This window comes from Sphingomonas jeddahensis (assembly GCF_001981525.1).
Lineage (GTDB): Bacteria > Pseudomonadota > Alphaproteobacteria > Sphingomonadales > Sphingomonadaceae > Sphingomonas > Sphingomonas jeddahensis.
The window spans coordinates 12,798-38,138 of the sequence record NZ_MPSB01000010.1 but is presented as its reverse complement, the minus strand read 5'-3'; the positions used below and the strand labels follow the sequence as shown (position 1 = coordinate 38,138).

24 protein-coding genes and 1 riboswitch are annotated in these 25,341 nt (G+C 67.3%); of the genes, 13 read left to right on the top strand and 11 right to left on the bottom strand.

Going from position 1 to position 25,341, the window contains the following annotated elements:
• Nucleotides 1-115: 115 nt before the first annotated feature.
• Both SPHI_RS10960 and SPHI_RS10955 read right to left on the bottom strand, forming a co-directional pair.
• The gene (locus tag SPHI_RS10960; RefSeq protein WP_076744993.1) at nt 116-1,120 is read right to left on the bottom strand and encodes a zinc-dependent alcohol dehydrogenase family protein; all 1,005 of its coding nucleotides are present in this window, start codon (nt 1,118-1,120) and stop codon (nt 116-118) included.
• A gap of 158 nt (nt 1,121-1,278) precedes the next feature.
• Nucleotides 1,279-2,979 (bottom strand): DEAD/DEAH box helicase, encoded by a 1,701-nt coding sequence (locus SPHI_RS10955; protein ID WP_076744992.1) that lies wholly within the window; start codon nt 2,977-2,979, stop codon nt 1,279-1,281.
• 211 nt (nt 2,980-3,190) lie between these two features.
• On the opposite strand from SPHI_RS10955, the gene SPHI_RS10950 reads away from it, so the two are divergent.
• Nucleotides 3,191-4,393, top strand: coding sequence for an MFS transporter (locus SPHI_RS10950; protein WP_076744991.1), 1,203 nt, complete (start codon nt 3,191-3,193; stop codon nt 4,391-4,393).
• Nucleotides 4,394-4,408: 15 nt separating this feature from the next.
• On the opposite strand, the gene SPHI_RS10945 is transcribed toward SPHI_RS10950, so the two are convergent.
• Nucleotides 4,409-5,227, bottom strand: a complete 819-nt coding sequence (locus tag SPHI_RS10945; RefSeq protein ID WP_076744990.1) for a glycoside hydrolase family 16 protein — start codon at nt 5,225-5,227, stop codon at nt 4,409-4,411.
• Nucleotides 5,228-5,231: 4 nt separating this feature from the next.
• Nucleotides 5,232-5,528, bottom strand: coding sequence for a 4a-hydroxytetrahydrobiopterin dehydratase (locus SPHI_RS10940; RefSeq protein WP_198927864.1), 297 nt, complete (start codon nt 5,526-5,528; stop codon nt 5,232-5,234).
• 55 nt (nt 5,529-5,583) lie between these two features.
• On the opposite strand from SPHI_RS10940, the gene SPHI_RS10935 reads away from it, so the two are divergent.
• The 3 genes from SPHI_RS10935 to SPHI_RS10925 are packed head-to-tail and all read left to right on the top strand — an operon-like array spanning nt 5,584 to nt 7,222.
• Entirely contained in the window at nt 5,584-5,994 is a 411-nt protein-coding gene (locus SPHI_RS10935) for a metallopeptidase family protein (protein ID WP_233130893.1), read from the top strand.
• Nucleotides 5,991-6,593, top strand: coding sequence for a heme ABC exporter ATP-binding protein CcmA (ccmA, locus tag SPHI_RS10930; RefSeq protein WP_076744987.1), 603 nt, complete (start codon nt 5,991-5,993; stop codon nt 6,591-6,593). Before SPHI_RS10935 ends, ccmA begins: the two co-directional genes overlap by 4 nt.
• Nucleotides 6,590-7,222, top strand: coding sequence for a heme exporter protein CcmB (locus SPHI_RS10925; RefSeq protein WP_076744986.1), 633 nt, complete (start codon nt 6,590-6,592; stop codon nt 7,220-7,222). Before ccmA ends, SPHI_RS10925 begins: the two co-directional genes overlap by 4 nt.
• 9 nt (nt 7,223-7,231) lie before the next feature.
• Here the strand turns inward: SPHI_RS10925 and SPHI_RS10920 are convergent, their stop codons facing one another.
• The 6 genes from SPHI_RS10920 to SPHI_RS10895 all read right to left on the bottom strand — a co-directional run bounded on the left by SPHI_RS10920 (nt 7,232) and on the right by SPHI_RS10895 (nt 12,673).
• Complete coding sequence (locus SPHI_RS10920) at nt 7,232-8,215, bottom strand: cell wall hydrolase (RefSeq protein ID WP_083719947.1); 984 nt, start codon at nt 8,213-8,215, stop codon at nt 7,232-7,234.
• Between the two features lie 120 nt (nt 8,216-8,335).
• The gene (locus SPHI_RS10915; RefSeq protein ID WP_076744985.1) at nt 8,336-8,533 is read right to left on the bottom strand and encodes a hypothetical protein; all 198 of its coding nucleotides are present in this window, start codon (nt 8,531-8,533) and stop codon (nt 8,336-8,338) included.
• Between the two features lie 142 nt (nt 8,534-8,675).
• Complete coding sequence (aroC, locus tag SPHI_RS10910) at nt 8,676-9,743, bottom strand: chorismate synthase (protein WP_076744984.1); 1,068 nt, start codon at nt 9,741-9,743, stop codon at nt 8,676-8,678.
• A 187-nt stretch (nt 9,744-9,930) separates the two neighbouring features.
• Nucleotides 9,931-10,734, bottom strand: a complete 804-nt coding sequence (fabI, locus tag SPHI_RS10905) for an enoyl-ACP reductase FabI (protein ID WP_096348759.1) — start codon at nt 10,732-10,734, stop codon at nt 9,931-9,933.
• On the bottom strand, nt 10,731-11,696 hold the full coding sequence (locus SPHI_RS10900) for a YihY/virulence factor BrkB family protein (RefSeq protein ID WP_198927862.1): 966 nt from the start codon (nt 11,694-11,696) through the stop codon (nt 10,731-10,733). Before SPHI_RS10900 ends, fabI begins: the two co-directional genes overlap by 4 nt.
• A gap of 29 nt (nt 11,697-11,725) precedes the next feature.
• Nucleotides 11,726-12,673, bottom strand: coding sequence for a DnaJ C-terminal domain-containing protein (locus SPHI_RS10895; RefSeq protein WP_076744982.1), 948 nt, complete (start codon nt 12,671-12,673; stop codon nt 11,726-11,728).
• A 66-nt stretch (nt 12,674-12,739) separates the two neighbouring features.
• Here SPHI_RS10895 and SPHI_RS10890 point away from each other — a divergent pair, with 66 nt between their 5' ends.
• Nucleotides 12,740-12,994, top strand: a complete 255-nt coding sequence (locus SPHI_RS10890; RefSeq protein WP_076744981.1) for a hypothetical protein — start codon at nt 12,740-12,742, stop codon at nt 12,992-12,994.
• On the opposite strand, the gene SPHI_RS10885 is transcribed toward SPHI_RS10890, so the two are convergent.
• Nucleotides 12,986-15,388, bottom strand: coding sequence for a hypothetical protein (locus SPHI_RS10885; protein ID WP_233130891.1), 2,403 nt, complete (start codon nt 15,386-15,388; stop codon nt 12,986-12,988). The genes SPHI_RS10890 and SPHI_RS10885 overlap by 9 nt on opposite strands.
• A 57-nt stretch (nt 15,389-15,445) precedes the next feature.
• Here SPHI_RS10885 and SPHI_RS10880 point away from each other — a divergent pair, with 57 nt between their 5' ends.
• The 8 genes from SPHI_RS10880 (at nt 15,446) to metH (ending at nt 25,216) form a co-directional block, all read left to right on the top strand.
• Entirely contained in the window at nt 15,446-15,853 is a 408-nt protein-coding gene (locus tag SPHI_RS10880) for a hypothetical protein (RefSeq protein WP_076744980.1), read from the top strand.
• Nucleotides 15,854-15,899: 46 nt separating this feature from the next.
• Entirely contained in the window at nt 15,900-16,514 is a 615-nt protein-coding gene (gene cobO, locus SPHI_RS10875) for a cob(I)yrinic acid a,c-diamide adenosyltransferase (protein WP_076744979.1), read from the top strand.
• A 38-nt stretch (nt 16,515-16,552) separates the two neighbouring features.
• A riboswitch (cobalamin riboswitch) is annotated at nt 16,553-16,748 on the top strand.
• Nucleotides 16,749-16,867: 119 nt separating this feature from the next.
• Nucleotides 16,868-18,715, top strand: a complete 1,848-nt coding sequence (locus tag SPHI_RS10870) for a TonB-dependent receptor plug domain-containing protein (RefSeq protein ID WP_076744978.1) — start codon at nt 16,868-16,870, stop codon at nt 18,713-18,715.
• Nucleotides 18,716-18,785: 70 nt separating this feature from the next.
• Nucleotides 18,786-19,589, top strand: coding sequence for an ABC transporter substrate-binding protein (locus tag SPHI_RS10865; protein ID WP_076745066.1), 804 nt, complete (start codon nt 18,786-18,788; stop codon nt 19,587-19,589).
• Nucleotides 19,589-20,548 (top strand): FecCD family ABC transporter permease, encoded by a 960-nt coding sequence (locus SPHI_RS10860; protein ID WP_233130889.1) that lies wholly within the window; start codon nt 19,589-19,591, stop codon nt 20,546-20,548. Before SPHI_RS10865 ends, SPHI_RS10860 begins: the two co-directional genes overlap by 1 nt.
• The gene (locus tag SPHI_RS10855) at nt 20,539-21,291 is read left to right on the top strand and encodes an ABC transporter ATP-binding protein (RefSeq protein ID WP_076744977.1); all 753 of its coding nucleotides are present in this window, start codon (nt 20,539-20,541) and stop codon (nt 21,289-21,291) included. Before SPHI_RS10860 ends, SPHI_RS10855 begins: the two co-directional genes overlap by 10 nt.
• A 20-nt stretch (nt 21,292-21,311) precedes the next feature.
• Nucleotides 21,312-22,397, top strand: coding sequence for a homocysteine S-methyltransferase family protein (locus tag SPHI_RS10850; protein WP_233130886.1), 1,086 nt, complete (start codon nt 21,312-21,314; stop codon nt 22,395-22,397).
• A gap of 113 nt (nt 22,398-22,510) precedes the next feature.
• Nucleotides 22,511-25,216, top strand: a complete 2,706-nt coding sequence (metH, locus tag SPHI_RS10845) for a methionine synthase (protein ID WP_076744976.1) — start codon at nt 22,511-22,513, stop codon at nt 25,214-25,216.
• Nucleotides 25,217-25,341 lie beyond the last annotated feature (125 nt).

Genomic DNA, 25,341 nt, shown 5'->3' with positions numbered 1-25,341 from the left:
CATGCCTTGGGGTTCGCGGACGGGTGGATGCCCGGACGAGCCCGGCACGACGAGTGGGTATAGCCCGCATTCCCGGCTTGCGATCACCCCAGACGAAGTCCGGAATGACCGCGCGTCAGATATCCAGGCAGATCTTCCCGAAGTGCTTGCCCGATTCCTGATGCCGGAAGGCGTCGGCGATTTCTTCCAGTGGGAAGTGACGATCGATCACCGGCTTGATGCTATTCGCCTCAATGGCCCGGACCATGTCCTGCTGGTGCCGGCGTGCGCCCACCGTCAGGCCGATGATCCGCTGATTGCCCTGCATCACGAACACGGTCGGCACGTTGCCCGCGACGCCGGCGAGCACGCCGATCAGCGCGATATGTCCGCCAATACGTGCCGCTGCGATCGATTGTGGCATAGTGCCCGATCCGCCGATCTCGACAACATGATCGACGCCGCGCCCGCCAGTCAGCTTGCGCGCGGTCTCACCCCATTTTTCATCGTTCTTGTAGTTGATAAGGTGATCCGCGCCCATTTCGCGTAACCGCTCCAGCTTTTCATCGGAGGAGGATGTCGCGATCACCGTTGCGCCGGCCGCCTTGGCGAACTGCAGCGCAAAGATCGACACGCCGCCGGTGCCCTGCACCAGCACCGTATCACCAGTCTTGATCTGCCCGTTGACGACCAGTGCGCGCCAGGCGGTCAGGCCGGCGCAGGTCAGCGTAGCAGCCTCGGCATCCGAATAGCCGGCGGGCGCTCGAGTGAAGGACGTGACCGGTGCGGTGACGAATTCTCGGGCGAAGCCGTCCGCGCCGTCGCCCGGCACGTCGCCCATCACGGTGCGATCGGGTTCGCCATCCATCCAGTGCGGGAAGAAAGTGGAAACGACCTTGTCGCCCACCGCAAACTCGGTGACACCCTCACCGACTTCGACGACCTCGCCCGCGCCGTCGGACATGGGAATGCGGCCGTCCGGGGTCGGGATCATACCGGTGACCACCGCATAATCGTGGAAGTTCAGTGAACTCGCGCCGACGCGCACCACGATCTCGCCCGCTCGCGGCGCGGTGCGCTCCGTATCCGCTACCTGCAGGCGATCGAGACCGCCCGGCTTCTGCAATTGAATGGTTCGCATTGGCCCTCCCCCTCGGCGCTGTCGCCGTTGAGAAGGGGGGTAATGCGCCGCTACTACAGGTGCAACGGAATTAAGTCGCTTCGCTTAGAAGCTTCCGGTCTGCCCAATGCTTCGTCGCCCAGGCGTTGAGCTCGGGCGACGAGCTGAGCGTGCGGCCTTCACCGCCGATCGTGGTTTCCGCGTCGCGGGCCACCGCGGGCCGGCCCGCCACGCGCCGGCCCGCCAGCGGGTCGGGCACCAGCCGGTCGACCCTGTGAAGGCGGGCTATCCGATACCTCGATCATCACATCGTCGTCGGCGGTGGCGGTCTTTGCCACCGCGCTCATGAACTTGTTGGCAAGCGCGCGCGGTACCTGGAAGGCCGTTTCGTTCGGCCCGATGCGGATCGCGCCGACGTCGTTCTTGGTGAGGTTGCCGCGCCGGCAGATCAGCGGCAGCACCCAGCGCGGATCGGCGTTCTGCCGGCGGCCCAGATTCATGCGGAACCACACCACATCGTCAAAGCCCGGCCGGTGCTTTTCGCGCTGCGCAGCCCGATGCGCCTCCGGAGTCGCAGCAACGATTTCCTCAGGCTGCGGCATCGCGGCTCGAAACGCGCGGACCAGAGCCGCCGCGATATCCTCCGGCGACTTTTCCGCAATCACTCGCGCGGCAAGGTCCCGGTCCTCGTCATCCACTTCGACCGGCGCAAGCAGTTGTTCGAGCAATCGGTCACGATCCTTGGCGCGCACGTCCTCCGGCGTCGGCACCGGCACCCATTCCACCGGGATGCGAGCATTCCGCAGCATCGATTCGGCCCAGCGCCGGCGCTGATAGGGGACGATCAGCACGGCCGTTCCCTTCTTGCCCGCGCGGCCCGTGCGTCCCGAGCGGTGCTGCAACGTCTCGCCATCGCGTGGCAGCTCGACGTGGACCACGAGGCTCAGGCTCGGCAAGTCGATGCCGCGCGCCGCCACGTCGGTGGCAACGCACACGCGTGCCCGGCGGTCGCGAAGGGCCTGAAGCGCCGCATTGCGCTCGTTCTGGCTATGCTCGCCCGACAGCGCCACCGCGGCGAACCCGCGCTCCGCCAGCGTGGCGTGCAGATGGCGCACATTGTCGCGCGTGGCGCAGAACAGGATCGCCGTCTCCGCTTCGTGCAGGCGAAGCAGGTTGATCACGGCATGTTCGATGTCCGACGGGCTGACCGCGACCGCCTGGTAGCTGATGTCGCTATGCCCGCGATCCTCCTCCACCGTGGAGATGCGAAGGGCGTCCTTCTGATAGCGCTTGGCCAGGGCCACGATCGGCTTGGGCATGGTCGCCGAGAATAATAGGGTGCGGCGGCCGTCGGGCGTGCCGTCGAGGATCTCTTCCAGATCCTCGCGGAAACCCATGTCGAGCATCTCGTCTGCTTCGTCGAGCACCGCGACCTTGAGCGCGGACAGCTCCAGCGCGCCGCGCTCCAGGTGATCGCGCAGGCGCCCCGGCGTACCAACGACGATATGCGCGCCATGGTTGAGGTTGCGGCGCTCCTTGGAGGCGTCCATGCCGCCGACGCAGGTGACGATGCGCGCGCCCGTTGGACCATAAAGCCAGATCAACTCGCGGCTGACCTGAAGCGCCAGCTCGCGCGTCGGCGCGATCACCAGCGCATGCGGCTCGCGCGACGGAATGATGCGATCGTCCTCACCGAGCAGTTCGGCGGCCATCGCCATGCCGAAGGCGACCGTCTTGCCCGAACCGGTGCGCGCGGACACGATCAGGTCGCGCCCCGCGGCGTCGGGTTCGATAACAGCGGCCTGCACGGGGGTAGGGGCCTGATAGCCACGCTCGGCGAGCGCGCCGGCGAGCGGCGCGGGAAGGGTGTCGAATGCCATGATTGGTCGCTACATGGCCCGTCTGGCGCACACTGCAAGGTTTCTTTGTGCTGGAACGTCGTTAACTGCGATTTGCGGGGCGAATTTGTCCGCCATTTTGCACGGGCGGACGTACCCGTTCGAATTACGGACTCCGCATCGGGGTTCATCCGCGAACGGCAAGGCGGCGATTGCCCCGACGCCTGCTCGGCGGCACAAGGCGGATCGTCCGATGGCCGCTACCCTTATCCCCAGCCGACACCGATCCGCCGCCTATTTGCTGGCCTTTGCGCTGGCCAATGCGGGCGGGGTAATCGCTTACCAGCCGCTGCTGTCGCTCCTGCTGCCGCTCAAGGTCGAGCAGATCGCCGGCGCCACGAGGATCGGCCTGTTCAGCGCAACGGTGATCGCCGGCGCGATCGCGGCCAGTGCGTCAAACATCCTGTTCGGCTCGCTCAGCGATCGTTCGCTGGCGCGCGGCGGCGGACGGCGGCGATGGGTGGGCGCCGGGCTGGTACTGACCGGCTGTTCCTTTGCCACGATCGTGCTGGCGCAAACGCCGGTGGCGATCGTCGCGGCGGTCGCATTGTTCCAGTTCGCGGTTAACGCGCTCCTCGCCCCGCTGCTGGCGATCATGGCGGATGAGGTGCCTGACGCGCAAAAGGGGGTAGCGAGCGGATTGCTCGCCGCTGCCGTGCCGCTGGCATCCGCCATGTCCGCTGTGCTGGTGGGCCTGCGTTGGGCTGGAGAGGCTGAACGTCTGGCAATCGTGGCCCTGGTGGTGGGCGCCTGCATGGTGCCGCTGATGCTGATGGGGGCACGTGTCGTAACAGTCGCCGCGCCGATCGCTGATGGGGCGGCCGTGCCGCGTCACGATCTGATCGCCGCATGGGCCGGGCGTCTGCTGGTGCAGGCCGCCGGCAATGCACTGTCACTGTACCTGCTATATTATTTCGAAGGCATCGTGCCGCAGGTCGGCCCGACCGAACTGGCACCGCGGGTCGGGCACCTGCTAACGATCGCTTATGTCCTGTCGTTGCCGATCGCGCTGGCGGCAGGGCGGCTGTCCGATCGGGTCGCTCGCCGTAAGCCGGTACTCCTGGGCGGCGCGCTGCTGGCGTCGGCCGGGCTGGTCGGCATGGCGCTCGCCCCCGATTGGCGCTGGGCGGCGATCGCCTTTGTCGCTTATGCCGTCGGGTCGGCGCTGTTTCAGGCGATTCACTCCGCCTTTGCAATGCAGTTGTTGCCCGATCAGGCACATCGCGGCCGCGATCTGGGCCTGTTCAATCTGGCCAACACGCTGCCCGCGCTGCTTGGGCCGCTGCTCGCCTGGACCTTGGCGACCCCGGCGGATTTCAGCGCGGTGCTGCTGGTTCTGGCGGCGCTGACCCTGGCCGGCGGCGCCGCGATGATGGCGGTACGCAGCCGGCACTGAGCGGGCGGCGCGGCGTTACCTTCTGGCCCAGTGGCGCACGTAATCCACTGTCATCCGCTGCGGGAAGGCCGCATCATCGACGCCCATCTTGCCGCCCCAGTCTCCGCCGACGGCAAGGTTCAGGACCAGATCGTACGGCTTGGTGAAAGGCCAAGCGGCATGGCCGCCCGGCTGATCGTTCTTCACCCGCATGAATGCGCGGTCGTCGATCCCGATCGTGATCGCATCCGGCTGCCAATCCAGCTGGTAGCGATGGAAAGCAGTGCAGGCGTCGGGCACCGTACGCTGCGCGCCCCGCTGCGTCCCCTTGGCATGGTTGAACGCGCCGGTGTGGAGCGTGCCGTGGATCACGTTGGCATCCCATCCGACCATTTCCATGACGTCGATTTCGCCGCCATCGGGCCATTTGTCGCCGATCGGCAGCAGCCAGATCGCCGGCCAGGTGCCGCGACCGCACGGCACTTTCGCCCGCACCTCGTAGAAACCATAGCCCAGCCGGTTCCTCGCGATCAGCTTGGCAGATGTGTAGCGCTGCCCGCCGGTATCCGGAAAGCGCGCCTTGTCCGCCACTTCGGCATGCGCCTCGATGACGAGCTGGCCGTTCTCAATGCGCGCGTTCTTCGGCCGGTCCTTGGCGTAATATTGCAGCTCGTTGTTGAACCAGCCTTTGGCGTTGAAGGACGTGTCATACCGCCACTTCGAGGTGTTAACCGTCCTGCCATTGAATTCGTCGGCAAAGCTCGGCTTCGTCGTCGGCGCCTTCATCGGCGCCTCCGCCGAATAATTGGTGGCGCCAAGGGTGGCGGCCTGAAGTGCAAGCGTAATCAGAAACATGGGGTCAGCCGTCCAGAATGGAGTCGATGGCGGTGGCAAGGTCGAGATCGCGCTGGGAGAGCCCGCCGGCGTCGTGCGTGGTCAGCGTGATCTCCACCCGGTTCCATACGTTTGTCCACTCGGGATGGTGATCAGCGCGTTCCGCGATCAGCGCCACCTGCGTCATGAAGCCGAACGCCTCGGCGAAGTCAGTGAACACGATCGAGCGGGTGATCGCATCGCGCCCTTCGTCATAATCCCAATCGGGCAGAGCATCGAGCGCATCGGCCCGCTCCGTCTCGTTCAGTTGATCGACCACCAGCGCTCTCCCTCGACCTGCTTGTCGCCTGTACGCTGCAACGCCTATGGCGACTGGCATGAGCGGACAAGAGCTCCCGGGCAAACCGCCCTCGCTGGCGGCGATCGAGCGGCATGCGCGCGGCGTGATCGAGCGCCTGCCGGCCGCGTTCCGCGCGCATCTCGGCGACGTGGTGCTGGTCGTCGAGGAAGAGGCGGATGAGGAAATGCTGGCGAGCGTCGGGCTGGAACATCCGCTGGAACTGACCGGCGTGTACCACGGCCGCCCGGTCGGCGAGAAATCGGCGTTCGATTCGGGCGTGATGCCGGATCGTATCCACTTGTACCGTCAGGCGATCCTCGCCGAATGGTGCGAGACGGGGGTGCGGCTCGACGACCTGGTGGCGCATGTCACGATCCATGAAATCGGGCATCATTTCGGCTTGAGCGACGACGACATGCACGCGCTTGAAGATGCGGTGGCCGATTGATCGCGTCGCTGGCGCTCAGCGATGTTGCGTGCCGGCGTGGTGGCCGGCTGTTGTTCGCGGGTGTATCGCTTTCGCTCGGCGCGGGCGGTGCCGCCCTGATCTCCGGCCCCAACGGTTGCGGCAAATCGAGCCTGTTGCGGCTGGTGGCCGGATTTGCCCGGTCGTTTGCGGGCACTATCTCGGTGACGGGCCGGGTGGCGTTGCTTGGCGAGGCAAGTGCGCTTGACGGGGATCGCCGGCTTGCGAGTGCGCTGTTGTTCTGGGCGCGGCTCGACGGCTTGCCGGATCCTCCCGCGCGTGTCGCTGACGCGCTCGCAGCCGTCGCGCTCGACACCCTTGGCGACGTGCCGGTACGGCTGCTCTCGACCGGTCAGCGGCGGCGCGCGGCGCTCGCGCGCGTGATCGCGGGTGGCGCCGGGCTGTGGCTGCTCGACGAGCCGGCGACCGGCCTGGATGTCGCATCAATCGCGCTGCTCGAACAAGCGATCGCGCGGCATCGCGCGGCCGGTGGTGTGGTTCTGGTGGCGACGCACCAGCCGCTCGACGTGTCAGGGGCGTTGACGCTTGATCTGTTCGCGCACCAGCCGGTGGCGGCGTGATCGCGCTGATCCTGCGAGACGTGCGGCGTGGCTATGCCGGTGGCGGGGCAACGCTCACCATCGGCTTCTTCCTGCTCGTCGCGATCCTGTTTCCGTTCGCGATCGGGCCGGATGCGGCTTTGCTGGCACGGGTCGGCGGTGGGGTGATCTGGGCGGCTGCACTGCTGGCGGCACTGCTGCCGGTCGAGCGGTTGGTGGGTCCGGATCTTGAGGCCGGCGTATTCGACCAATTGGCGGTGCGCGGGCAGTCGCTGGCAGTAGTCGCGGCGGTCAAGATGGTGGCGCACTGGCTGGCCTTTGCGCCGCCGGTGATGGCGGCGGCGTTGCTTTCCGCCGGATTGCTGGGCTTGGATGCGCGGACGCTCGTCGCGGTAGAGGCAGGTCTGGCGATCGGCACACCCGGGCTCGCCGCACTGGCAGTCGCTACGGGCGCGCTCACCGCAGGGTTGCGCGGGGCGGGGGCGATCGCGGGCCTGGTGCTGCTGCCGCTGGCCATCCCGCTGCTGATCTTTGGCGCTGGATCAATCACTGGCGGTGAGGGACTGAAGCTGTTGGCGGCGGTGAGTTTGCTGTTGCTTGCAGGCGCGCCCTTTGTTGCTGCCGCCGCGATCCGGGCCGGCATGGAATAAGCGCGGCGGTCACCGCAATGGCTTGCCGCTGTCCTTCCAACGATCGAGAATTTGTGACTCGGGCAGCGTGTCGCCGGATGATGGCGGCTCCAGCGCAGCGCCGCTCTCCCGATAGGGCGGGTGCACCTGGGTGGCCGGGGTGATCGGCAACACCACCGGCATGGGGCCATTGAGCGCGATGATCGGCGTCGGCCCGCGCGGCGGCGGCCCGGGCAGCGGCTCGCGGCCGGCGTAACGCTGACGGAATGCCGCGGCGGTACCCCAATAGCCTTTCCAGCGATGGAAGAAATGCGCGCCGATCGCGTCCGTCATCACCAGCGTTCGGTTCCACGCCGGGGTCACGGCATAGGTGTGGTAATGCGTGGCGAGGCCAACCGGCGCAAAGACCTGTCCGGCGAGGGCAGCCGCAGCGATCCGCGCCGCGCGCGCCCAACCTGCGCGCGCCGGTATGCGCGCCATCGCCCCGTCGCAAGCGAAGCTGAACTGGCAGCCGCTTGTCCTGTCGGCGCCCTGGTACACGACACCGCATACCGAGGCCGGAAACGCGGGATGACGAACGCGGTTGAGCACCACCTGCGCGACGGCGCGCTGGCCGTCATCGGATTCCGACGCTGCCTCATAATAGATCGCGGCGGACAGGCATTCCAGCGCGCGGGCACGGTCAAGCGAACTGGCACCGGCAAGGCGGAACGGCGCGGCGGGGGTGATCCCGGTGACTGCGGTGGAAAGCAGGGGTAGGTCGAGCGGCTCCGGCGGCAGCGTGGTGGTGCCGGTGACGCCGTTGCCCGGTGAGGCGAATGCCACGGCGTGCGCCGGAGCCCCTTGCCGTGACACAGATGGTGATGCGGCTGCGGATCCGGTCGCCGGCCGAGTTGCACCAAGCATGATCAGCGCAGCGGCGACAAGCATGGCGATCACCGCGACTATCGCGCCCGCGATCACTGCCGCCTGCCGCCACGCCCGGCGCCGTGCAGGGGCGCGCATCCGGCGCATGGCCGCACGCTCGCTGGGGTGCAGCGCGGTGGTCAGGGCACGCCTTTCTTACGACAGCGACGGCGACAATGCCGCATCGTGCGCTTAGCGGATCTTCGTTAAGAGTTCGTGGGCAATCGCTTATTTGGGCTCGGTCGGCGGGGGCGAGGCGGAGTCGCTCAGCATGTTCTGGGCGGGGTCCACCACGTCCGACGCGTTCGCGGCAGGCGCTTCGGCGACATTGTTGCCGAGCTGGGGCGACGCGGGATCGGCGACTTGCGCCAGCGCTGCAGTGGAAAGAGCGATCAGCGCGACACTGACCGTGGTGGCGAGACGCATGTGATGGATCCTCGATCAAAGCAACCGGACGAGCGGTTCAACGCGAGGACTCGCGTCAACCCGATCCTACGTATCTTTCAGACGCGTGGCGTGCAGCGATGTTCCGGATCAGCACCAGGCAGGAATCGGGGCGGCCAGAAACTTACCTGCATTGCGCGCGATGCAGCAAGAATTGGTCCGCAAGCACCAGCGCGACCATCGCCTCTACCACCGGAACACCGCGAATGCCGACGCATGGGTCGTGACGACCGCGCGTGGCGATCTCCGCCGCGTCGCCGGTGCGGGTGATCGTTTCCACAGGCGTCAGGATCGAGCTCGTCGGCTTGAACGCGGCACGCACGCGTATCGGCTGGCCGGTAGCGATGCCGCCGGCGATTCCGCCGGCATGATTGGCGAGAAACGTCGGACCATCTGCGCCGGGGCGCATGCGATCCGCATTCTCCTCGCCGCTCAGCGCCGCCGCGGCAAAGCCGTCACCGATCTCGACGCCCTTTACCGCATTGATCGACATGATCGCCGCCGCCAATTCACTGTCGAGCTTGGCATAAAGCGGCGCGCCCCAGCCGGCGGGCACACCGGTCGCCTCGCACGAGACGATTGCGCCCAGCGACGAGCCGGCCTTACGTGCGGCATCGACCTTTTCCTCCCAGCGCGCGGCGGCGGCAGCGTCGGGGCAGAAGAAGGGGTTGGCATCAATCTGCGCGTCGTCGAATGCCGCGGGATCGATCGAGTCGCCGCCGATCGCCTCAACCCAGGCACGGATGCGGACGCCGGGAATCACCGCGCGCGCGACCGCGCCGGCCGCGACGCGCGCGGCGGTTTCACGGGCGGATGATCGGCCGCCGCCGCGATAGTCGCGGAAGCCGTATTTGGCGTCGTAAGCGTAATCGGCATGGCCGGGGCGATAGGCCTGCGCGACCTCCGAATAGTCCTTCGATCGCTGGTCGATGTTCTCGATCTGGAGGCTGATCGGCGTGCCGGTGGTGCGGCCCTCGAATGTGCCCGAAAGGATGCGCACCGCATCGGGCTCACGTCGCTGGGTGGTGAAGCGCGAGGTGCCCGGGCGGCGCTTGTCGAGCCACGGCTGAATGTCGGCCTCGGTGAGCGTGATTTCTGGGGGACAGCCATCGACCACCGCGCCGAGCGCCGGCCCGTGCGACTCGCCCCAGGTGGTGAAGCGGAAGACGCGCCCAAAAGTGTTGAAACTCATGCTGCACCACCGCGAATGTTGAGGAAGTTGAGGCTCTCGCGGGTTTGTGGGGCGGGGCGGGTCTTCATGCGGGCTTAGTGGCAGATTGGGGCGCGGTAGGACAGATGTTGGGTTACTGACCCTCACCTCCCCACCGTCTTCGACGGCGAGCCCCTTCCTCTCCCCCGAGGGGAGAGGAGGTCAAGGTTCAGGCCAAGGCGATGTCGGGGGCGTCTTCGGCCTTCATGCCGATCACGTTGTAGCCGGCGTCGACGTGGTGGATCTCGCCGGTCACGCCGCTGGCGAGGTCACTCAGCAGGTAGAGACCGGCGCCGCCCACGTCCTCGATCGTCACGTTTCGCTTGAGCGGCGAATTGAGCTCGTTCCACTTCAGGATCAGGCGGAAGTCACCGATCCCGCTCGCTGCTAGCGTCTTGATCGGACCAGCGGAGATGGCGTTGACGCGGATGTCATCCCGACCAAGGTCGACCGCCAGATATTGCACGCTGGTTTCCAGCGCGGCCTTGGCCACGCCCATCACGTTATAATGCGGGATGACCTTCTCGGCGCCATAATAGCTCAGCGTCAGCAGGCTGCCGCCCGGGTTCATCATCTTGGCGGCGCGCTGCGCCACGGCGACGAACGAATAGACGCTGATGTTCATGGTCATCAGGAAATTGTCGAGGCTGGTGTCGACAAAGCGTCCGCGCAGCTCGTTCTTGTCGGAAAAGCCGATGGCGTGGACGACGAAGTCGATCGTCGGCCAGGTTTCCGCCAGCTTGGCGAAGGTCGCATCCAGCGCAGCCATGTCGCCCACGTCGCAATCGAACAGATGGGGGGTGCCCAGCTGCTCGGCGAGCGGGCGGACGCGCTTCTCCATCGTCTCGCCCTGATAGCTGAAGGCGAGTTCCGCACCCGCCTCGGACAGCTTCTTGGCGATGCCCCAGGCAAGCGACTTATCATTAGCCAGGCCCATGATGAGCCCGCGCTTGCCTGCCATCAATGCATTCACGTCACTGCCTTTGCTACCGAAACGGGGGGCGCCCTCTCTAGCCCGTTCTCCGGGGGTTCCGCCAGTGCCGCGTTGAGATGCGCGCCGAAGACCAGGCCCAGACCGATCAGATAGAAGAACAGCAGCATCACCACCACCCCGGCAAGGCTGCCATAGGTGAGATCATAGCCGCCGAGATTGGACAGGACGAGCGGCAGCCCCGCCGTCATGCCGATCCACCAGGCGGCCGTGAACAGTGCGCCGGGCCAGATGCGGTTGCCGGAATAACGGTATTTGGACGGGGTCACGAAGTAGAACAGCATCCAGAGCGCGCCGAACATGACCAGGCCGGGGATCGCGCGGCTGAGGCCGATCCAGCCCGCGACATCCTGGGCAAAGGGCAGCAGATTGTAGATGAACTGTTCCGCCGCCGTGAGAATGCCCTGCACCAGAAAGGAAATCAGCGCGAGGATCACCGAGGCGACGATGCCGAGGCTAAGCCCGAGCCGCGCACGCCACAGCGTCTGCGAACTGCGCGTGCCATAAGCGCGGCGAAAGATCTCGCGGATCGTTTCCACGAAGCTGCCGACCGTCCACAACCCAACGAGTGCGCCCAGCCACAGCAAGGAACCGGTGCGCGCGGCGAGCACGTCCGAGATCGGCTTGCGCAGGATGTCGCTGACATCCGGCGGCAGCACGTGAAGGAAGGATTCGACCGCCTGCCGCGTCTCGTGATTTTGCCCGAACACCGCGAGCACGGCGGCAGCGACGATGAAAAAAGGAAACACCGTCATCAGCGCGAGATAGGCGAGGTTGCCGGCGTGGATGAAGCCATCGGTATAAACGCCCGTGCCGGCGCGTTTCAGCACCTCATAGGCGTAGCTGCCCGGCTTCACCTTCGCCAGCTGACGGTTCAGCTTCACCCGCGCATGCCCGTGACGCTTGCGATCCTCGGGCGTCAGCGTGGTGGCCTCGTCGCTCAAGCTTTGGTCCCCCTGTTCGGTATCCCAGATCAGACGCCCATGTCGGCGCGCGGGTTCCCGGTGGCGGACCAGCCCTCCACAAAGGCGGCGAGCGCGGCGTCCTCGGCGGGCACGTCGATCATCAACGTGACCAGCTGGTCGCCGCGCGTGCCATCCTTTCTGTGAAAACCCTTGCCCTTCAGACGCAGGGTACGGCCCGAGGTAGAGCCCTTCGGCACGGTGAGCATCACCGGCTTTTCGACGGTTGGCACCTTTACCGGCCCGCCCTTTACCGCCTCGGCCAGCGTGATCGGCAGATTGAGGCGGACGTCATCGCCATCGCGGGTGAAATGACGGTGCGGCTGAATATCGATCGTGACGATCGCGTCGCCGGCACCGCCAGGGCCTGGCTCGCCCTTGCCGGTCAGGCGCATTTGCGTACCAGTCTCGACGCCGGGAGGAAGCTTGAGGTCGATCGTCTTGCCGTCGGCCAGGGTGATCCGCTGCGGCGCGAGCGCGGCGGCATCGATAAAGGGGACGCGCAGCCGATAGGCGGCATTGGCGCCCTTGGGCGGGGGCTGCTGACGGCGGCCGAAGCCGCTCGAAAAGCCGCCGGCGGGGCCACCGGCGGCGCGGCCGCCGAACAGCCCTTCGAAAATGTCGGACATGTCAACGCCCTCGGCGCCGCCGAAATCCTGGCTGCGAAACCCGCCGCCGCCGGACCGGCCACCATTGAAGCCGCCGCCGCCAAACCCCGCGCCGAATGGCGACGCCGGGTTGCCCTCGGCGTCGATCTCGCCGCGGTCGAAGCGCGCGCGCTTGTCCTTGTCGCTCAGCAGATCATAAGCGGAAGTGACCTGGCTGAACTTCTCCGCCGCCTTGGGATTGTCCGTGTTGCGATCCGGATGCAGCTCCTTGGCGAGCTTGCGATATGCTTTCTTGATGTCGGCCTCGGAAGCGCCCCGCGCCACCCCGAGCGTCGAATATGGATCCGCCATTGTTGCCCCGATTGGTGTGTTACCCGGCTATGTGGGGGAGGCTTCAAAGGAGTGCAATGCGGGGCAATGGCGCGCTTCATGCGCCCGGTGGGAGAACGTCATTCATTAACTTGTGATCTTTTCGGCGAGACCGATGCGGCGCATGGCGCGCGCATGCGTAAGGAAGTGAGTAGAGAGCTTATCGATGCGGTGCGAACCGCGCTTGACGTGGCCGAGGGGCTGGGCCTTTCGGACACCAGCCTTCACCTTAATGCCGCGTTGGTGACGCTGGACGGCAAGGGCGTGGCGCCCGAGCCCGAGCATTCCGGTACGTTACATTGAGGGGGCGTCCGCCGGCAGAGTAACGGCCGCAATCGCGCCGGGCGAATCGCGCAGGTGGAGCGCCAGCGTTTCACCATCCGGGCGGGGCACTGTGATGCTGGTGCCGGTGAAGCCATCGGGGATCGGCACGTCGCCGCGCCCGGCGATGCTGCGCACCAGGAACAGGCCGGTACCGCCGATGACGCAGGCGGCCTGCGTACAAGTGACGCCGGTGAGCCGCGGCACCCGTACCAGCGTGGTGAGCGGCTGCCAGTCACTCGCGGCCTCGCCTTGTATGAGGCGGAAACGCAGCGGGCCGTGTGCCGCCTCGCCCAGCGCCGCTACCGGGTCGAGGCTGGCGATGGCGATGTGTGCGTCCTGCAACTGCACCGGCAGGCGCGCGACGATGCGGGTGGCCGTAGCCTCGATCTCGACGCGATCGCCGGGGGTGAAGCGCGTGGGTCCTTCAGCGCGAAGCGAGAAGGTGAGGCGATGGTCTTGCGGCAGGAAGCCTTGTGCCGCGATCGCGAGCGGCACGGCGGGCGCGGGGCCAAGCCGTGCGAGCGACTGGCTGACTAGCGAGACATCCGGGCGTGGCGGGGCGACGGTGGCGGCGAGCTTCACGCCGCGGCCATCGTTCAGCAGCGCGCGCGCGGGGTGCGTTCCGGGGCTGATCGCGACGAGATCGCCGTCTGCGCGCATGACAAGGCGGTCAACCGCGCCATCACGGCCGAGCGTTTCGGGGCGGAAGGTGACGCCGCCGAGCGCGACCGACGTTACTTGATCGAGCCGGGTGCCCGTCAGCACGGCGCTGCGGTCGCCGACGTGGACGGTGAAGCCGGCAAGCCGTGACACTTCGGCATAGGCGCGCATCTCCAGCCGCTGGGGCTGTTCGACGCCGTGGCTGCGGATCAGGATCGCGACCTTGCCGGGCGCAATGTCGGCAAGCGGCACCTTGAGCGACAGCGTGCCGTCCGCGCCCGCCGACCAGTCGACCGCGCGGCGGGTGGTATCGCGCTCCAGCCAGATCTCGGCAACGCATGACGGTACGCCGCCGCTCAGCACCAGCGGCGTTTCGCGGCCGACAACCAATGTGGTGCCGTCCGGCCGCCATGAACCAGTGGCGGCGTTGGTGAAGCGGAAGCGGGGGCCGTCGAACGGTTGAAAGCCCCAGAAGCCCTGGATGCGTCCTTCGGCTTCGGCGCCGGGTGCGTCGGCCGGGACATTTGCATTGCTGACGACAAAACCGCCTTGCGCCGGATCGGGGGTGACGGGCAGGTCGAGCATCCGGCCCGTCGCGGTCGGCACGCGAAGCGTCATTGCGCGCGGGTAATCGGTGGAAAAGACCAGGGGCGCGCCGCTGACCGGCAGTACCAGCTTTGGCGCGGCGAGGCAGAGCCGCGGTCCCGCGGCGGGCGTCAGCACCGGCAGGGTGGGCGGGGCGACGTTGGGCAGCGCGGCGACCAGCACCGATTGCGGCCGGCTGAAGGATGGCGCGGTGTTGAGCAGCAGCTCGATCCGCCCTTCGCGCGGCACGCCGAGCGCCGGGATGAAGCGCAGTTGCGCCGACTGAAACGCGCCCAGCATCTGCGCGAGATCGCGCACCACGCCGATATAGGCGCTGTAATAGCCGAAGCCGCCCTGCGGGGTGGCGCTGAGCTGAAGCGCGATGTTGGCGGGGGCGCCGGCCAGCGTTTGCGCGATCGAGCTGGTCTGGCTGTCCGCGAGCACCGTCGCGCCGCCATCTTGGGTGAGGCAGGCGGCACGCGGATCGGCCTGCCCCAGCAGGCAGCCGGCGTCGAGCTTGATCGCCAGGCTTTCCGCGAGCCGGGGCGAGAGGCGGGCTGCATCGGTCGGCGGATGGCGGCGGATCGCGTCAAGGAAGGTTTCCAGCCGCGTGCGATCGAGCATCGCCTGGTTGAGTTCCTGCGATGCGCGCACGAAGGCGCCGGGCTGATCGCGCACCGCCTTTACCACCGCATCAAACGCGCCGCCGGTGTCGGGGACGAGAAACACGATCGCTTGCTGCGCATTTTCGGGCACGCGCGCATCGATTGCCGCTTCCTTTGGCTTCCAGGTGCGCGTTTCGATCAGCCAGTTCTTGGGCGGCGGATTGGTGGCGCCACGCAGAAAGGCGAGCACCATGCGATAATGCGCGCCCTGATCGGCCGGGAGATCGGCCACCACGCGCAGGCGATCCCCCGCCGAGAGATTGGGCACCTGCGACAAGGGCAGGGTGAGCCCGTCGTGAGTCACCGAGATGCGCAGCGCGGGCCCGGCAAGATCAAAGGCATTGCTTGCCGCCCGGGTCGCGGCACCGGGCAGGAGGAGCAGGCCGGCAAGCAACAGGGCAAGCGCGGCGCGTAGCGGGGAGGAGGCAAGCGGCACGGGCGCCGGTTTAATCGTCTTTGCCATTGTCGCAATCGCGCGCGGTCAGCGCCGGTTCAGCGCGGCCCCGCTATCCGCTGTCCCATGAAGATGTTCGCACCCGCTCTTGCCGCGGCGGCCGTGCTGGCCGCGCCCCTCAATCTCGCCCCGCTCCACGCCGCACCACGCGACAAGGGGGAGACGGAATTCCAGAAGCTGATCGCCGGCCGTGTGCCGGGCAAGCCGGTCCGATGCCTCAGCCAGACCAGCATCACGTCGAGCTACATCATACCCGGCAAGGCGATCGTTTATCGCGTCGGCAGCCGCACCTATGTCAACCAGCCGCGATCGGGCGCAGACACGCTGCGGCGCCACGACGTGCTGCTGACGCGCAACATCGGCACGAATCTGTGCCGGACCGACTCGGTGCGGCTGATCGACCGCAACTCGCGCTTCGTGCGCGGCTTCGTGGTGCTGGGCGACTTCGTGCCTTATACGAAGGCGAAGGACTGACCGCTCCCGGTTGCGCGCCCGCGTCGCCGCGACGATAGGCGCGGGCATGACCAACGACACCGACGACCACGCCCGCCACAATGAGCGCATGCGCCGCATGAAGGTGGCGCGCGACAAGATGCAGGCGCGGCGCACGCTCGAGCACGGGCTGCTCCTCGTCCACACCGGCAACGGCAAGGGCAAGTCCTCCGCGGCGTTCGGCATGGCGATCCGCTCGATCGGCTGGGGGATGCGGGTGGCGATCCTCCAGTTCGTGAAGGGCACCTGGGAGACGGGCGAGCGCAACTTCTTCACCGATCACCCAAGCGACCTCGTCAGCTTCGAGAGCATGGGCGAGGGCTTCACCTGGGATACGCAGGACCGCGCCGCCGATATCGCCGCGGCGCGGCGGGGGTGGGAGCGGGCCAAGGAGCTGATCCTCGACCCCGAAATCGACTTCGTGATCCTCGACGAGCTCAACATCGTGCTGGCCGACGACACCTTGCCGTTCGACGAGGCGCTGGCGTTCCTCAAGGAGCGGCCGCTGACCAAGCATATCTGCATCACCGGGCGCGGGGCGCGGGCCGAGCTCAAGGAGATCGCCGATCTCGTCACCGAGTTCGGTGAGGTGAAGCACCCCTTCCATGCCGGCTTCAACGCGCAAAAGGGCGTCGAATATTGATGAACGGGGAACATTGACGAAGCCGGGCGAGCGGCTCTAGGGGCCCGCCCGCGAACGGTTCCCGGAGACGGGATGAAAAGGGAAGTCGGGAAAGGCTGAAAGGCCCGCACCCGCGCTGCCCCCGCAACTGTGATCGGCGAGTGCCGTCCACCCATGCCACTGGAGCGATCCGGGAAGGCCGGGCGGCACGTTTGACCCGAGAGCCAGGAGACCTGCCGGTCGCACGTCGATCCATCGCGCGGACGGGGTGTGCCGGGCGGACGAGGCCGAAACCCTCGAGCGAGCGACAAGAGGGATCGGCTGACGGACGGCGCATTGGCGCCGGCCGCAGCCCTTTTTTGGGGCAAGAACACGTGAAGATCATTCATCTGCTGGCGGCATCGACCATCCTGGTTACCGCGCCTGCGCTGGCGCAGGATTTCGATCGCGACAGCGACATCGTTGTGACGGCGAGCGGCGTGCCGCAGAACGTCGACACCACCGGCCAGGCGGTGACGATCATCGGTCGCGAGACCATCGAACAGCGCCAGACCGTCGCGCTTACCGACCTGCTCCAGACCACGCCGGGCATCACCGTCACGCGCAACGGCGGCCTCGGTACCAACACCGCGGTGCGCATCCGTGGCGCTGAGGGCGACCAGACGCTGACGCTGATCGATGGCGTGCGCGTCAACGATCCTTCTTCGCCCGGCGGCGGGTTCGATTTCGCCAATTTGCTGACGTCCACGATCGAGCGCGTCGAGGTGCTGCGCGGGCCGAACTCGGTGCCCTGGGGCAGCCAGGCGATCGGCGGCGTGGTCAATGTCATCACGCAGCGCCCAACCGAGGGGCTGCAGGCGCGCGGCAATGTCGAATATGGCGACATGGACACATTGTTCGCGAGCGGCGGCGTGTCGGGCAGCAGCGGGATCGTCTCGGGATCGCTGAGCGGCGGCTATCTCAGCACCGACGGGATCTCGGCTTATGACCGTGGCACCGAGCGCGACGGCTATCGTCAGTACGGCGCCAGCGGTCGGGTGGAAGTGGCCTTCGCGCCCAACATCCGCCTCGACCTGCGCGGATATTGGGCGGACAGCCGCACCGATCTCGACGGCTTCCCGGCGCCCGCCTTCACCTTCGCCGATACGCGCGAATATTCGACCGCGCAGGAGCTGTACGGCTATGCCGGGCTCAACGCCGACTTTCTCGACGGGCGCTTCCGCAGCGTGGTGGCGTTCCAGATTGCCGACATCGATCGCGACAATTACGATCGCGATGCCGGGCGCGAGCCGCAGTTCATCGGGCGCGGGCGCAGCGAGCGCTACACCTACAAGGGCGACTTCCAGGCGCTGGACGAGGTGCGGCTGGTCGCCGGCCTCGAGCATGAGAATACGCGCTATGCCAACGGCACCGATCGTTTCAGCCGCGGCGTGACGAGCGTGTGGGGCGAGGTGATCCTGACACCGGTCGAGCGGCTGGCGATCACCGGCGGCGTGCGCCACGACGACGACGATGCGTTCGGCGGGCGCACCACCTTCGCCGCCAACGCGGCCTATCGACTGCCCACCGGCACGACGCTGCGCGCAAGCTATGCCGAAGGGTTCAAGGCACCGACCTTGTACCAGCTGTACGATTCCTTTTCCGGCTTCGACGGGCTTGATCCCGAGACGGCGAAAAGCTGGGACGTGGGCCTCGAGCAGCGGCTGATCGGCGACCAGCTCGTTGCCAGCGCGACCTATTTCAACCGCAGGACGCGTAACCAGATCGACTATGATCTGGTGCGCAATGCTTATTTCAACATCGCGCGTACCCGCGCGGAAGGCGTCGAGATCGGTCTCGTCATGCGGCCGGTGGAACGCTTCACGATCAGCGGGTCGTACACGCATATCGCCAGCGAGAATCGCAGCGCCGGCTTCGTCGGCAACGATCTGGCGCGGCGTCCGGAGGACAGCGTCAGCATGTCGGCGGACTACCGCTTCCCGTTCGGGCTAGCGCTGGGTGCGACCGTGCTGGCAGTCGGCGACAGTTTCGACAATGCGGCAAACACGGTGCGGCTGGACGGTTATGCGCTGACCAACATCCGTGCCGAGCTGCCGCTGGCGGATCGGTTCTCGCTATATGGACGGGTCGAGAACTTGTTCGACGCCGATTATCGCACGGTGGCGAACTACGGCACGATTGGCCGCGCGGTGTATGGCGGCGTTCGCGTGAAGCTGGATTGAGGCTAGCCAGCTGAGACGCGTCACCCCGGCTCAAGGCCGGGGTGACGAGAGAAGGGGTACGTTGAAGCCGATGCGCACGATCCTGCTGCTCGCTCTCCTTCTCGCCGGCTGTTCCGCCGCGGAGCCGGTACGGCGCGGCGGGATCGTGTCGCTCAACCCTTGCGCGGACCAGTTGCTGCTGGCGCTGGTGCCGCCCGAGCGGATTGCCGCGATCAGCCATTATTCGCAGGATCCGCGCGCCTCCTCGATCCCGCTCGATGTCGCGCGGCGCTTCCGCACCACGGCGGGGACGGCGGAGGAGGTGATCGCGCTCGCCCCCGACCTCGTCGTCGCCACCAGCTTCACGCCGCCCGCCACGCGCGCGGCGTTCGCGCGGGCGGGGCTGAAGACGCTCTATCTGGGTTCGCCAACGACCGTGGCGGCGAGCAAGCAGCAGATCGGCGAGGTGGCAGGCGCGGTCGGTGCATCGCGGCGCGGCCGGGCGCTGAACCGCGCGATCGACACGGCGGTGGCGGATACCCGCTCGCCCGACCGGCCCGTGCCGACCTTGCTGTTCATCGGCGGCGATCTGGCGAACGGCGCGGGCACGTTGCTGGACGAGATGATGGCGCATGTGGGACTGCGCGATGCGGCGGCAGATTATGGCGTGACGATGACCGGCCGCTTGCCGGTGGAGACGATCGTCGCGCGGCCGCCGGCGCTGATCCTGTCGCCTGACGGCGGCGGGCGCACGGCGGCGATGCGGCGGCGGCTGCTTGCGGCGACCGGCGCGACGACGCGCGACGTGCCGTTCGCGCGCGAACTCATCAACTGTGGCGGGCCGACGATCCCGGCGGCGCTGCGCCGGCTGGCCGCGATCCGTCGGGGGGTGTGATGCGGCTCAACATGATGCTCGCGCTGCTGGTGGCGGCGCTGTTCGCGGCCTCGCTGCTGGTGGGCAAGGCATGGGTGCCGCTCGACGCCTGGTGGTCGGGCGATCCGCGCTGGGCGATCGTCACGCAATTGCGCGTGCCGCGCGCGCTGCTCGGATTGTTGCTGGGCGCGGCGCTCGGGCTGTCCGGGGCGGTGTTGCAGGGCTGGTTGCGCAATCCGCTGGCCGATCCCGGCGTGCTTGGTGTGTCCTCCGCCGCAGCGCTGGGCGCGGTGGCGGCGCTGGTGCTGGGCGTGGGAAGCCAATGGGGGGTGTTCGCGGCGGCGATGGCGGCGGCGGTGGGCGCAATGGCGCTGCTCGCCGCGCTGACCTGGCGCGCGGAAAGCCCGGCGGCGTTCGTGCTCGCCGGCACGGTGCTCGCCAGCCTCGCCGCGGCGCTGACGGCGTTCCTGATCTCGATCGCACCCAACCCCTATGTCGTCGCCGAGGTGATCGAGTGGCTGATGGGCGCGCTGACCGATCGCGGCCCCGACGATCTGCTGCATGCCGCCCCGTTCATGCTGGGCGGCGCGGCGTTGCTGCTGGCAACCGGTCGCAGCCTCGATGCGCTGACGCTGGGGCGTGATGCGGCGCGCTCGCTCGGCGTCGACCTCCGGCGATTGCAGGCGTTGGTGATCCTCGGGACCGGACTGTCGGTCGGCGCAGGGGTGGCGGTGACGGGGGTGGTTGGCTTTGTCGGGCTCGTTGTGCCGCATTTGCTTCGGCCGCTTGTCGGCGCGAGGCCGTCGGCGCTGCTGGTGCCGAGCGCGCTGGGCGGCGCGGCGCTGGTGCTGGGGGCGGACAGCCTGTGCCGGCTGGTGCCGGGGACGGGCGAGGTGCGGCTGGGGGTCGCGATGGCGATGATTGGCGCGCCGTTCTTTCTCGCGCTGCTGCTCGGCGAGCGGGGGCGGTCATGGGGCTGAGCGCCGAAGGGCTGACGGTTGCGCTGGGCAGCCGGACGGTGTTGCGCGACGTGTCGGCGGACTTCGCGACGGGGCGGGTGACAGTGGTGCTCGGCGCGAACGGTGCGGGCAAGAGCACCTTGCTGCGCGCCGTCGCCGCGCTGGTGCGGGTGGCGGACGGGCGGGTGGCGCTGGACGGCAGTGACGTCGCCGCGATGCCGGCGCGCGCACGGGCCCAGGCGATCGGCTATCTTCCGCAGGATTCCGCGGTGCACTGGAACATGGGCGTGCGCGACGTGGTGGCACTCGGACGGTTGCCGCACGGCGACGATGCGAGCGGAGCGATCGCGGCGGCACTGGCGGCGACTCGGACACAGGAGCTTGCCGATCGTTCGGTGCGCGACCTGTCGGGCGGGGAACGCGCGCGGGTGCTGCTGGCGCGCGTGCTGGCGGGGGAGCCGCGCTGGCTGCTCGCGGACGAGCCGCTCGCCAGCCTCGATCTGCTGCACCAGTTGGAGACGTTGGCGCTGCTGCGCGGCGCGGCGGCGGGGAGGATGGGGGTGGTGGTGGTGCTTCACGATCTCACCCATGCCGCGGCGATCGCGGACGAGGTGCTGCTGCTCAAGGATGGGCAGGTACTGGCGCATGGGCCGGCGGAAACGGTGATGACGCCGGCGTATCTGGCGTCGGCTTATGGCGTCCGCGTCGAAATGCTGGTGCGTAGCGACGGGCGGAGGGTGATCGTTCCGAGCGGGTTGGCTTGAACATATAAAGATATCTTTATATGCTGCGCCTTATGCCCAGCCACGCCACACTTGCGCCCGAGGGCGCCCGCGAAGCCCTGCTCGCCGCCGCGCGCGAGCGTATCCTCGTCACCGACGGGGCGTTCGGCACCGAGATCCAGAACTGGAAGCTCTCCGAGGCGGATTATGCCGGGACGCTCGGCCTTTCGCATGACCAGAAGGGCAACAACGACATCCTGGCGCTGACCAAGCCGGAAGTGCCCGAGTCGATCCACCGCGCCTATTTCGAGGCTGGCGCGGACATCGCGGAGACAAACACCTTCTCCGCCAACCGCATCAGCCAGGCCGATTATGGCGCCGAAGGGCTGGTGCGCGAGATCAACATCGAGAGCGCCGCCATGGCGCGCCGCATCGCCGATGAATTCGCCGCGCGCGACGGCCGCCGCCGCTATGTCGCGGGGGCGATCGGGCCGACCAACAAGACGCTGTCGCTGTCACCCGACGTCAACGATCCCGGCTTTCGCGAGATCGACTTCGACTATCTCAAACAGGTGTATCGGGAGCAGGCCGATGCGCTGATCGAGGGCGGCGCGGATTTCATCCTGATCGAGACGGTGTTCGATACGCTCAACGCCAAGGCCGGCGTGATGGCGGCGCAGGAGGCGGCGGACGCGCTCGGGCGTGACGTGCCGATCATGCTGTCGATGACGCTGACCGACCTCTCCGGCCGCAATCTCTCCGGGCATACGGTGGAGGCGTTCTGGCACGCCGTGCGCCATGCCAAGCCGGTGACGATCGGGCTTAATTGCTCGTTCGGGGCGGAGCAGCTTCGGCCGCATGTGAAGACGCTGAGCGAGATCTGCGACACGCTGATCATGGTCTATCCCAACGCCGGCCTGCCCAACGAGCTTGGCGCCTATGACGAGGCGCCGGCGACCACCGCCGGGCTGGTCAAGGAATGGGCGGTCGCAGGCCAGGTGAACGTGCTCGGCGGGTGTTGCGGATCGACGCCGGCGCATATCAAGGCGATCGCCGATGCGGTGCGCGGGCTGGCGCCGCGCGCGATCCCGGTGCCGCCGGTGCGCACCCGGCTCGCGGGGCTCGAACCGTTCACGATGGCGGCGTAAGTCCCCCTCCCGCTTGCGGGAGGGGCTAGGGGAGGGCCTGTCCTCCTAGCCGATCGATTGCGACAGGCCCTCCCCCGACCCCTCCCGCAAGCGGGAGGGGGGAAGAAAGCACCATGACCACCACCACCTCCTCCACCAATTTCGTCAACATCGGCGAGCGCACCAACGTCACGGGCTCCGCGGCGTTCAAGAAGCTGATTATGGCGGGCGATTACGACGCCGCCGTCACCGTCGCGCTCAACCAGGTCGAGAATGGCGCGCAGGTGATCGACGTCAACATGGACGAGGGCTTGCTCGACGCGGTCGAGGCGATGACCACGTTCCTGAAGCGGATCGCTGCCGAACCAGACATCGCGCGCGTGCCGGTGATGATCGACAGCTCGAAGTGGGAGGTGATCGAGGCCGGGCTGAAGTGCGTGTCGGGCAAGCCGATCGTCAATTCGATCAGCATGAAGGAGGGCGAGGAGAAGTTCCTCGCCGAGGCCCGCAAGTGCATGGCCTATGGTGCCGCGGTGGTCGTCATGGCGTTCGACGAGGTCGGCCAGGCGGATACCGAAGATCGCAAGGTCGAGATCTGCCAGCGCGCCTACAAGCTGCTGACCGGCATCGGCTTTCCGCCCGAGGACATCATCTTTGACGCCAACGTGTTCGCAGTGGCGACGGGGATCGAGGAGCATAATAACTACGGCGTCGACTTCATCGAGGCGGTGAAGCGCATCAAGGCGAGCTGCCCGCACGTCCATTTTTCGGGCGGCCTCTCCAACCTGTCGTTCAGCTTTCGCGGCAACGAGCCGGTGCGCCGCGCGATGCACTCGGTGTTCCTGTATCATGCGATCCCCGCGGGGCTCGACATGGCGATCGTCAACGCCGGGCAGCTCGACGTCTATGACCAGATCGATCCCGAATTGCGCGAGGCGTGCGAGGATGTGATCCTCAATCGTCCGGCGCGTTCAGAGGAAGAAACTCCGACCGAGCGGCTGATCGCGATCGCGGAGCGGTTCCGCGGGCAGAAGGGCGCGGTGGCGGACGACAAGGCCGCGCTGGAATGGCGGACGTGGCCGGTCGCCAAGCGGCTGGAACACGCTCTGGTCCGCGGCATCGACGCCTTCGTGGTCGAGGATACCGAAGAAGCGCGGCAGGTGGCCGCCAAGCCGATCGAGGTGATCGAAGGCCCGCTGATGGACGGCATGAACGTCGTCGGCGACCTGTTCGGATCGGGCAAGATGTTCCTGCCGCAGGTGGTGAAATCGGCCCGCGTGATGAAGAAGGCGGTGGCGCATCTGCTGCCGTATATCGAAGCGTCGAAGGAGCCGGGCGCCAAGGGCAAGGGCAAGATCGTGCTCGCCACGGTCAAGGGCGACGTCCACGATATCGGCAAGAACATCGTCGGCGTGGTCCTCCAGTGCAACGGCTTCGAGATCGTCGATCTGGGCGTGATGGTGCCCTGGTCGAAGATCCTCGACGCGGCCAAGGAACATGACGCCGACATGATCGGCCTGTCGGGCCTCATCACGCCGTCGCTCGATGAGATGGTCACGGTGGCGGAAGAGATGAAGCGCGCGGGCATGACCATGCCGCTGCTGATCGGCGGCGCGACCACCAGCCGCGTGCATACCGCGCTGCGCATCGACCCGGCGTATCAGGGCGCGGTCGTCCACGTGCTCGACGCGAGCCGCGCGGTGGGCGTGTGCACGCAGTTGGTTTCGGAAACCCAGTCGATCGAATTTGTGGCGAAGACCAAGGCGGAATATGAAGAGGTGCGCGTCAAGCGCGCCAATGCGTCGGGCTCCAACCTCGTGACGCTGGAAAAGGCGCGCGAGAATGCGTTCGTCGCCGACATGGCGCTCAAGCCCGCCGCGCCGCTCCAGCCCGGCATTCACCGCTACGACGATTGGAGCCTCGAGGATCTGCGCGAGGTGATCGACTGGACGCCGTTCTTCCGCTCGTGGGAGCTGGCGGGCAATTACCCCGCGATCCTCGACGATGCGGTGGTCGGCGAGAGCGCGCGGTCTTTGTTCGCCGACGCGCAGGCGATGCTCGACCAGATCATCGCCGAAAAGTGGCTCACCGCGCGCGGCGTCGTCGGGCTATGGCCGGCGCACCGCCATGGCGACGACGTGTTCGTGCAGAACCGTCATTCGGACGACCACCGCACCCGCGATGGCGGCAGCGTGCCCGAGCATATCCGCGTGCCCGATCTCGACCGCAGCAACGAGGGGAGCCGGCGGCTCTGCTTCCTCCGCCAGCAAGTGGCGAAGCGCGAAGGGCGGGCGAACATGTGCCTGGCCGACTTCATCGATCCCAAGGGCGACTGGCTGGGCGGCTTCGCGGTGGCGATCCACGGCATCGACCCGCATCTGGCGCGGTTCAAGGCCGAGACCGATGATTATAACGACATCCTGTTGAAGGCGCTGGCCGACCGTTTTGCGGAGGCGTTTGCGGAGCGGCTGCACCAGCATGTGCGCACGACATTGTGGGGCTACGCACCTGACGAGCAGCTAACCAACGAGGCGCTGATCCGCGAACAATATCGCGGCATCCGCCCGGCGCCGGGCTATCCCGCCTGCCCGGATCATACGCTGAAGCCCGAATTGTTCGAGATGCTCGCCGATGGCACTGGCGACGTCGCCGGAATCACGCTGACCGAGAGCATGGCGATGCTGCCGACCGCGGCGGTGTCGGGCTTCTATTTCGGGCATCCGGATGCGGCCTATTTCGGGGTGGCGCAGATCGGGCAGGACCAGGTGGCGGACTATGCCACCCGGCGCGGGCAGCCGAAGGATCAGGTGGAACGCTGGTTACGGCCGAACTTGAGCTGATCTCGAAACGGGCACACCTGCCCCGTTCGTGCTGAGCTTGTCGAAGCACGTATCAGGAGCGGTGCCGTTCGTAACACACCCTTCGACAAGCTCAGGGCAAACGGGGCAGGTGCGATCACCAAATC

Bases quoted from the DNA above. Each gene is read 5' to 3' on its own strand.
- SPHI_RS10960 (WP_076744993.1), bottom strand. From the start codon at position 1,120: ATGCGAACCATTCAATTGCAGAAGCCGGGCGGTCTCGATCGCCTGCAG.
- SPHI_RS10955 (WP_076744992.1), bottom strand. From the start codon at position 2,979: ATGGCATTCGACACCCTTCCCGCGCCGCTCGCCGGCGCGCTCGCCGAG.
- SPHI_RS10950 (WP_076744991.1), top strand. From the start codon at position 3,191: ATGGCCGCTACCCTTATCCCCAGCCGACACCGATCCGCCGCCTATTTG.
- SPHI_RS10945 (WP_076744990.1), bottom strand. From the start codon at position 5,227: ATGTTTCTGATTACGCTTGCACTTCAGGCCGCCACCCTTGGCGCCACC.
- SPHI_RS10935 (WP_233130893.1), top strand. From the start codon at position 5,584: ATGAGCGGACAAGAGCTCCCGGGCAAACCGCCCTCGCTGGCGGCGATC.
- SPHI_RS10920 (WP_083719947.1), bottom strand. From the start codon at position 8,215: ATGCGCCGGATGCGCGCCCCTGCACGGCGCCGGGCGTGGCGGCAGGCG.
- SPHI_RS10915 (WP_076744985.1), bottom strand. From the start codon at position 8,533: ATGCGTCTCGCCACCACGGTCAGTGTCGCGCTGATCGCTCTTTCCACT.
- aroC (WP_076744984.1), bottom strand. From the start codon at position 9,743: ATGAGTTTCAACACTTTTGGGCGCGTCTTCCGCTTCACCACCTGGGGC.
- SPHI_RS10895 (WP_076744982.1), bottom strand. From the start codon at position 12,673: ATGGCGGATCCATATTCGACGCTCGGGGTGGCGCGGGGCGCTTCCGAG.
- SPHI_RS10890 (WP_076744981.1), top strand. From the start codon at position 12,740: ATGGCGCGCTTCATGCGCCCGGTGGGAGAACGTCATTCATTAACTTGT.
- SPHI_RS10885 (WP_233130891.1), bottom strand. From the start codon at position 15,388: ATGGCAAAGACGATTAAACCGGCGCCCGTGCCGCTTGCCTCCTCCCCG.
- SPHI_RS10880 (WP_076744980.1), top strand. From the start codon at position 15,446: ATGAAGATGTTCGCACCCGCTCTTGCCGCGGCGGCCGTGCTGGCCGCG.
- cobO (WP_076744979.1), top strand. From the start codon at position 15,900: ATGACCAACGACACCGACGACCACGCCCGCCACAATGAGCGCATGCGC.
- SPHI_RS10865 (WP_076745066.1), top strand. From the start codon at position 18,786: ATGCGCACGATCCTGCTGCTCGCTCTCCTTCTCGCCGGCTGTTCCGCC.
- SPHI_RS10860 (WP_233130889.1), top strand. From the start codon at position 19,589: ATGCGGCTCAACATGATGCTCGCGCTGCTGGTGGCGGCGCTGTTCGCG.
- SPHI_RS10855 (WP_076744977.1), top strand. From the start codon at position 20,539: ATGGGGCTGAGCGCCGAAGGGCTGACGGTTGCGCTGGGCAGCCGGACG.
- SPHI_RS10850 (WP_233130886.1), top strand. From the start codon at position 21,312: ATGCTGCGCCTTATGCCCAGCCACGCCACACTTGCGCCCGAGGGCGCC.
- metH (WP_076744976.1), top strand. From the start codon at position 22,511: ATGACCACCACCACCTCCTCCACCAATTTCGTCAACATCGGCGAGCGC.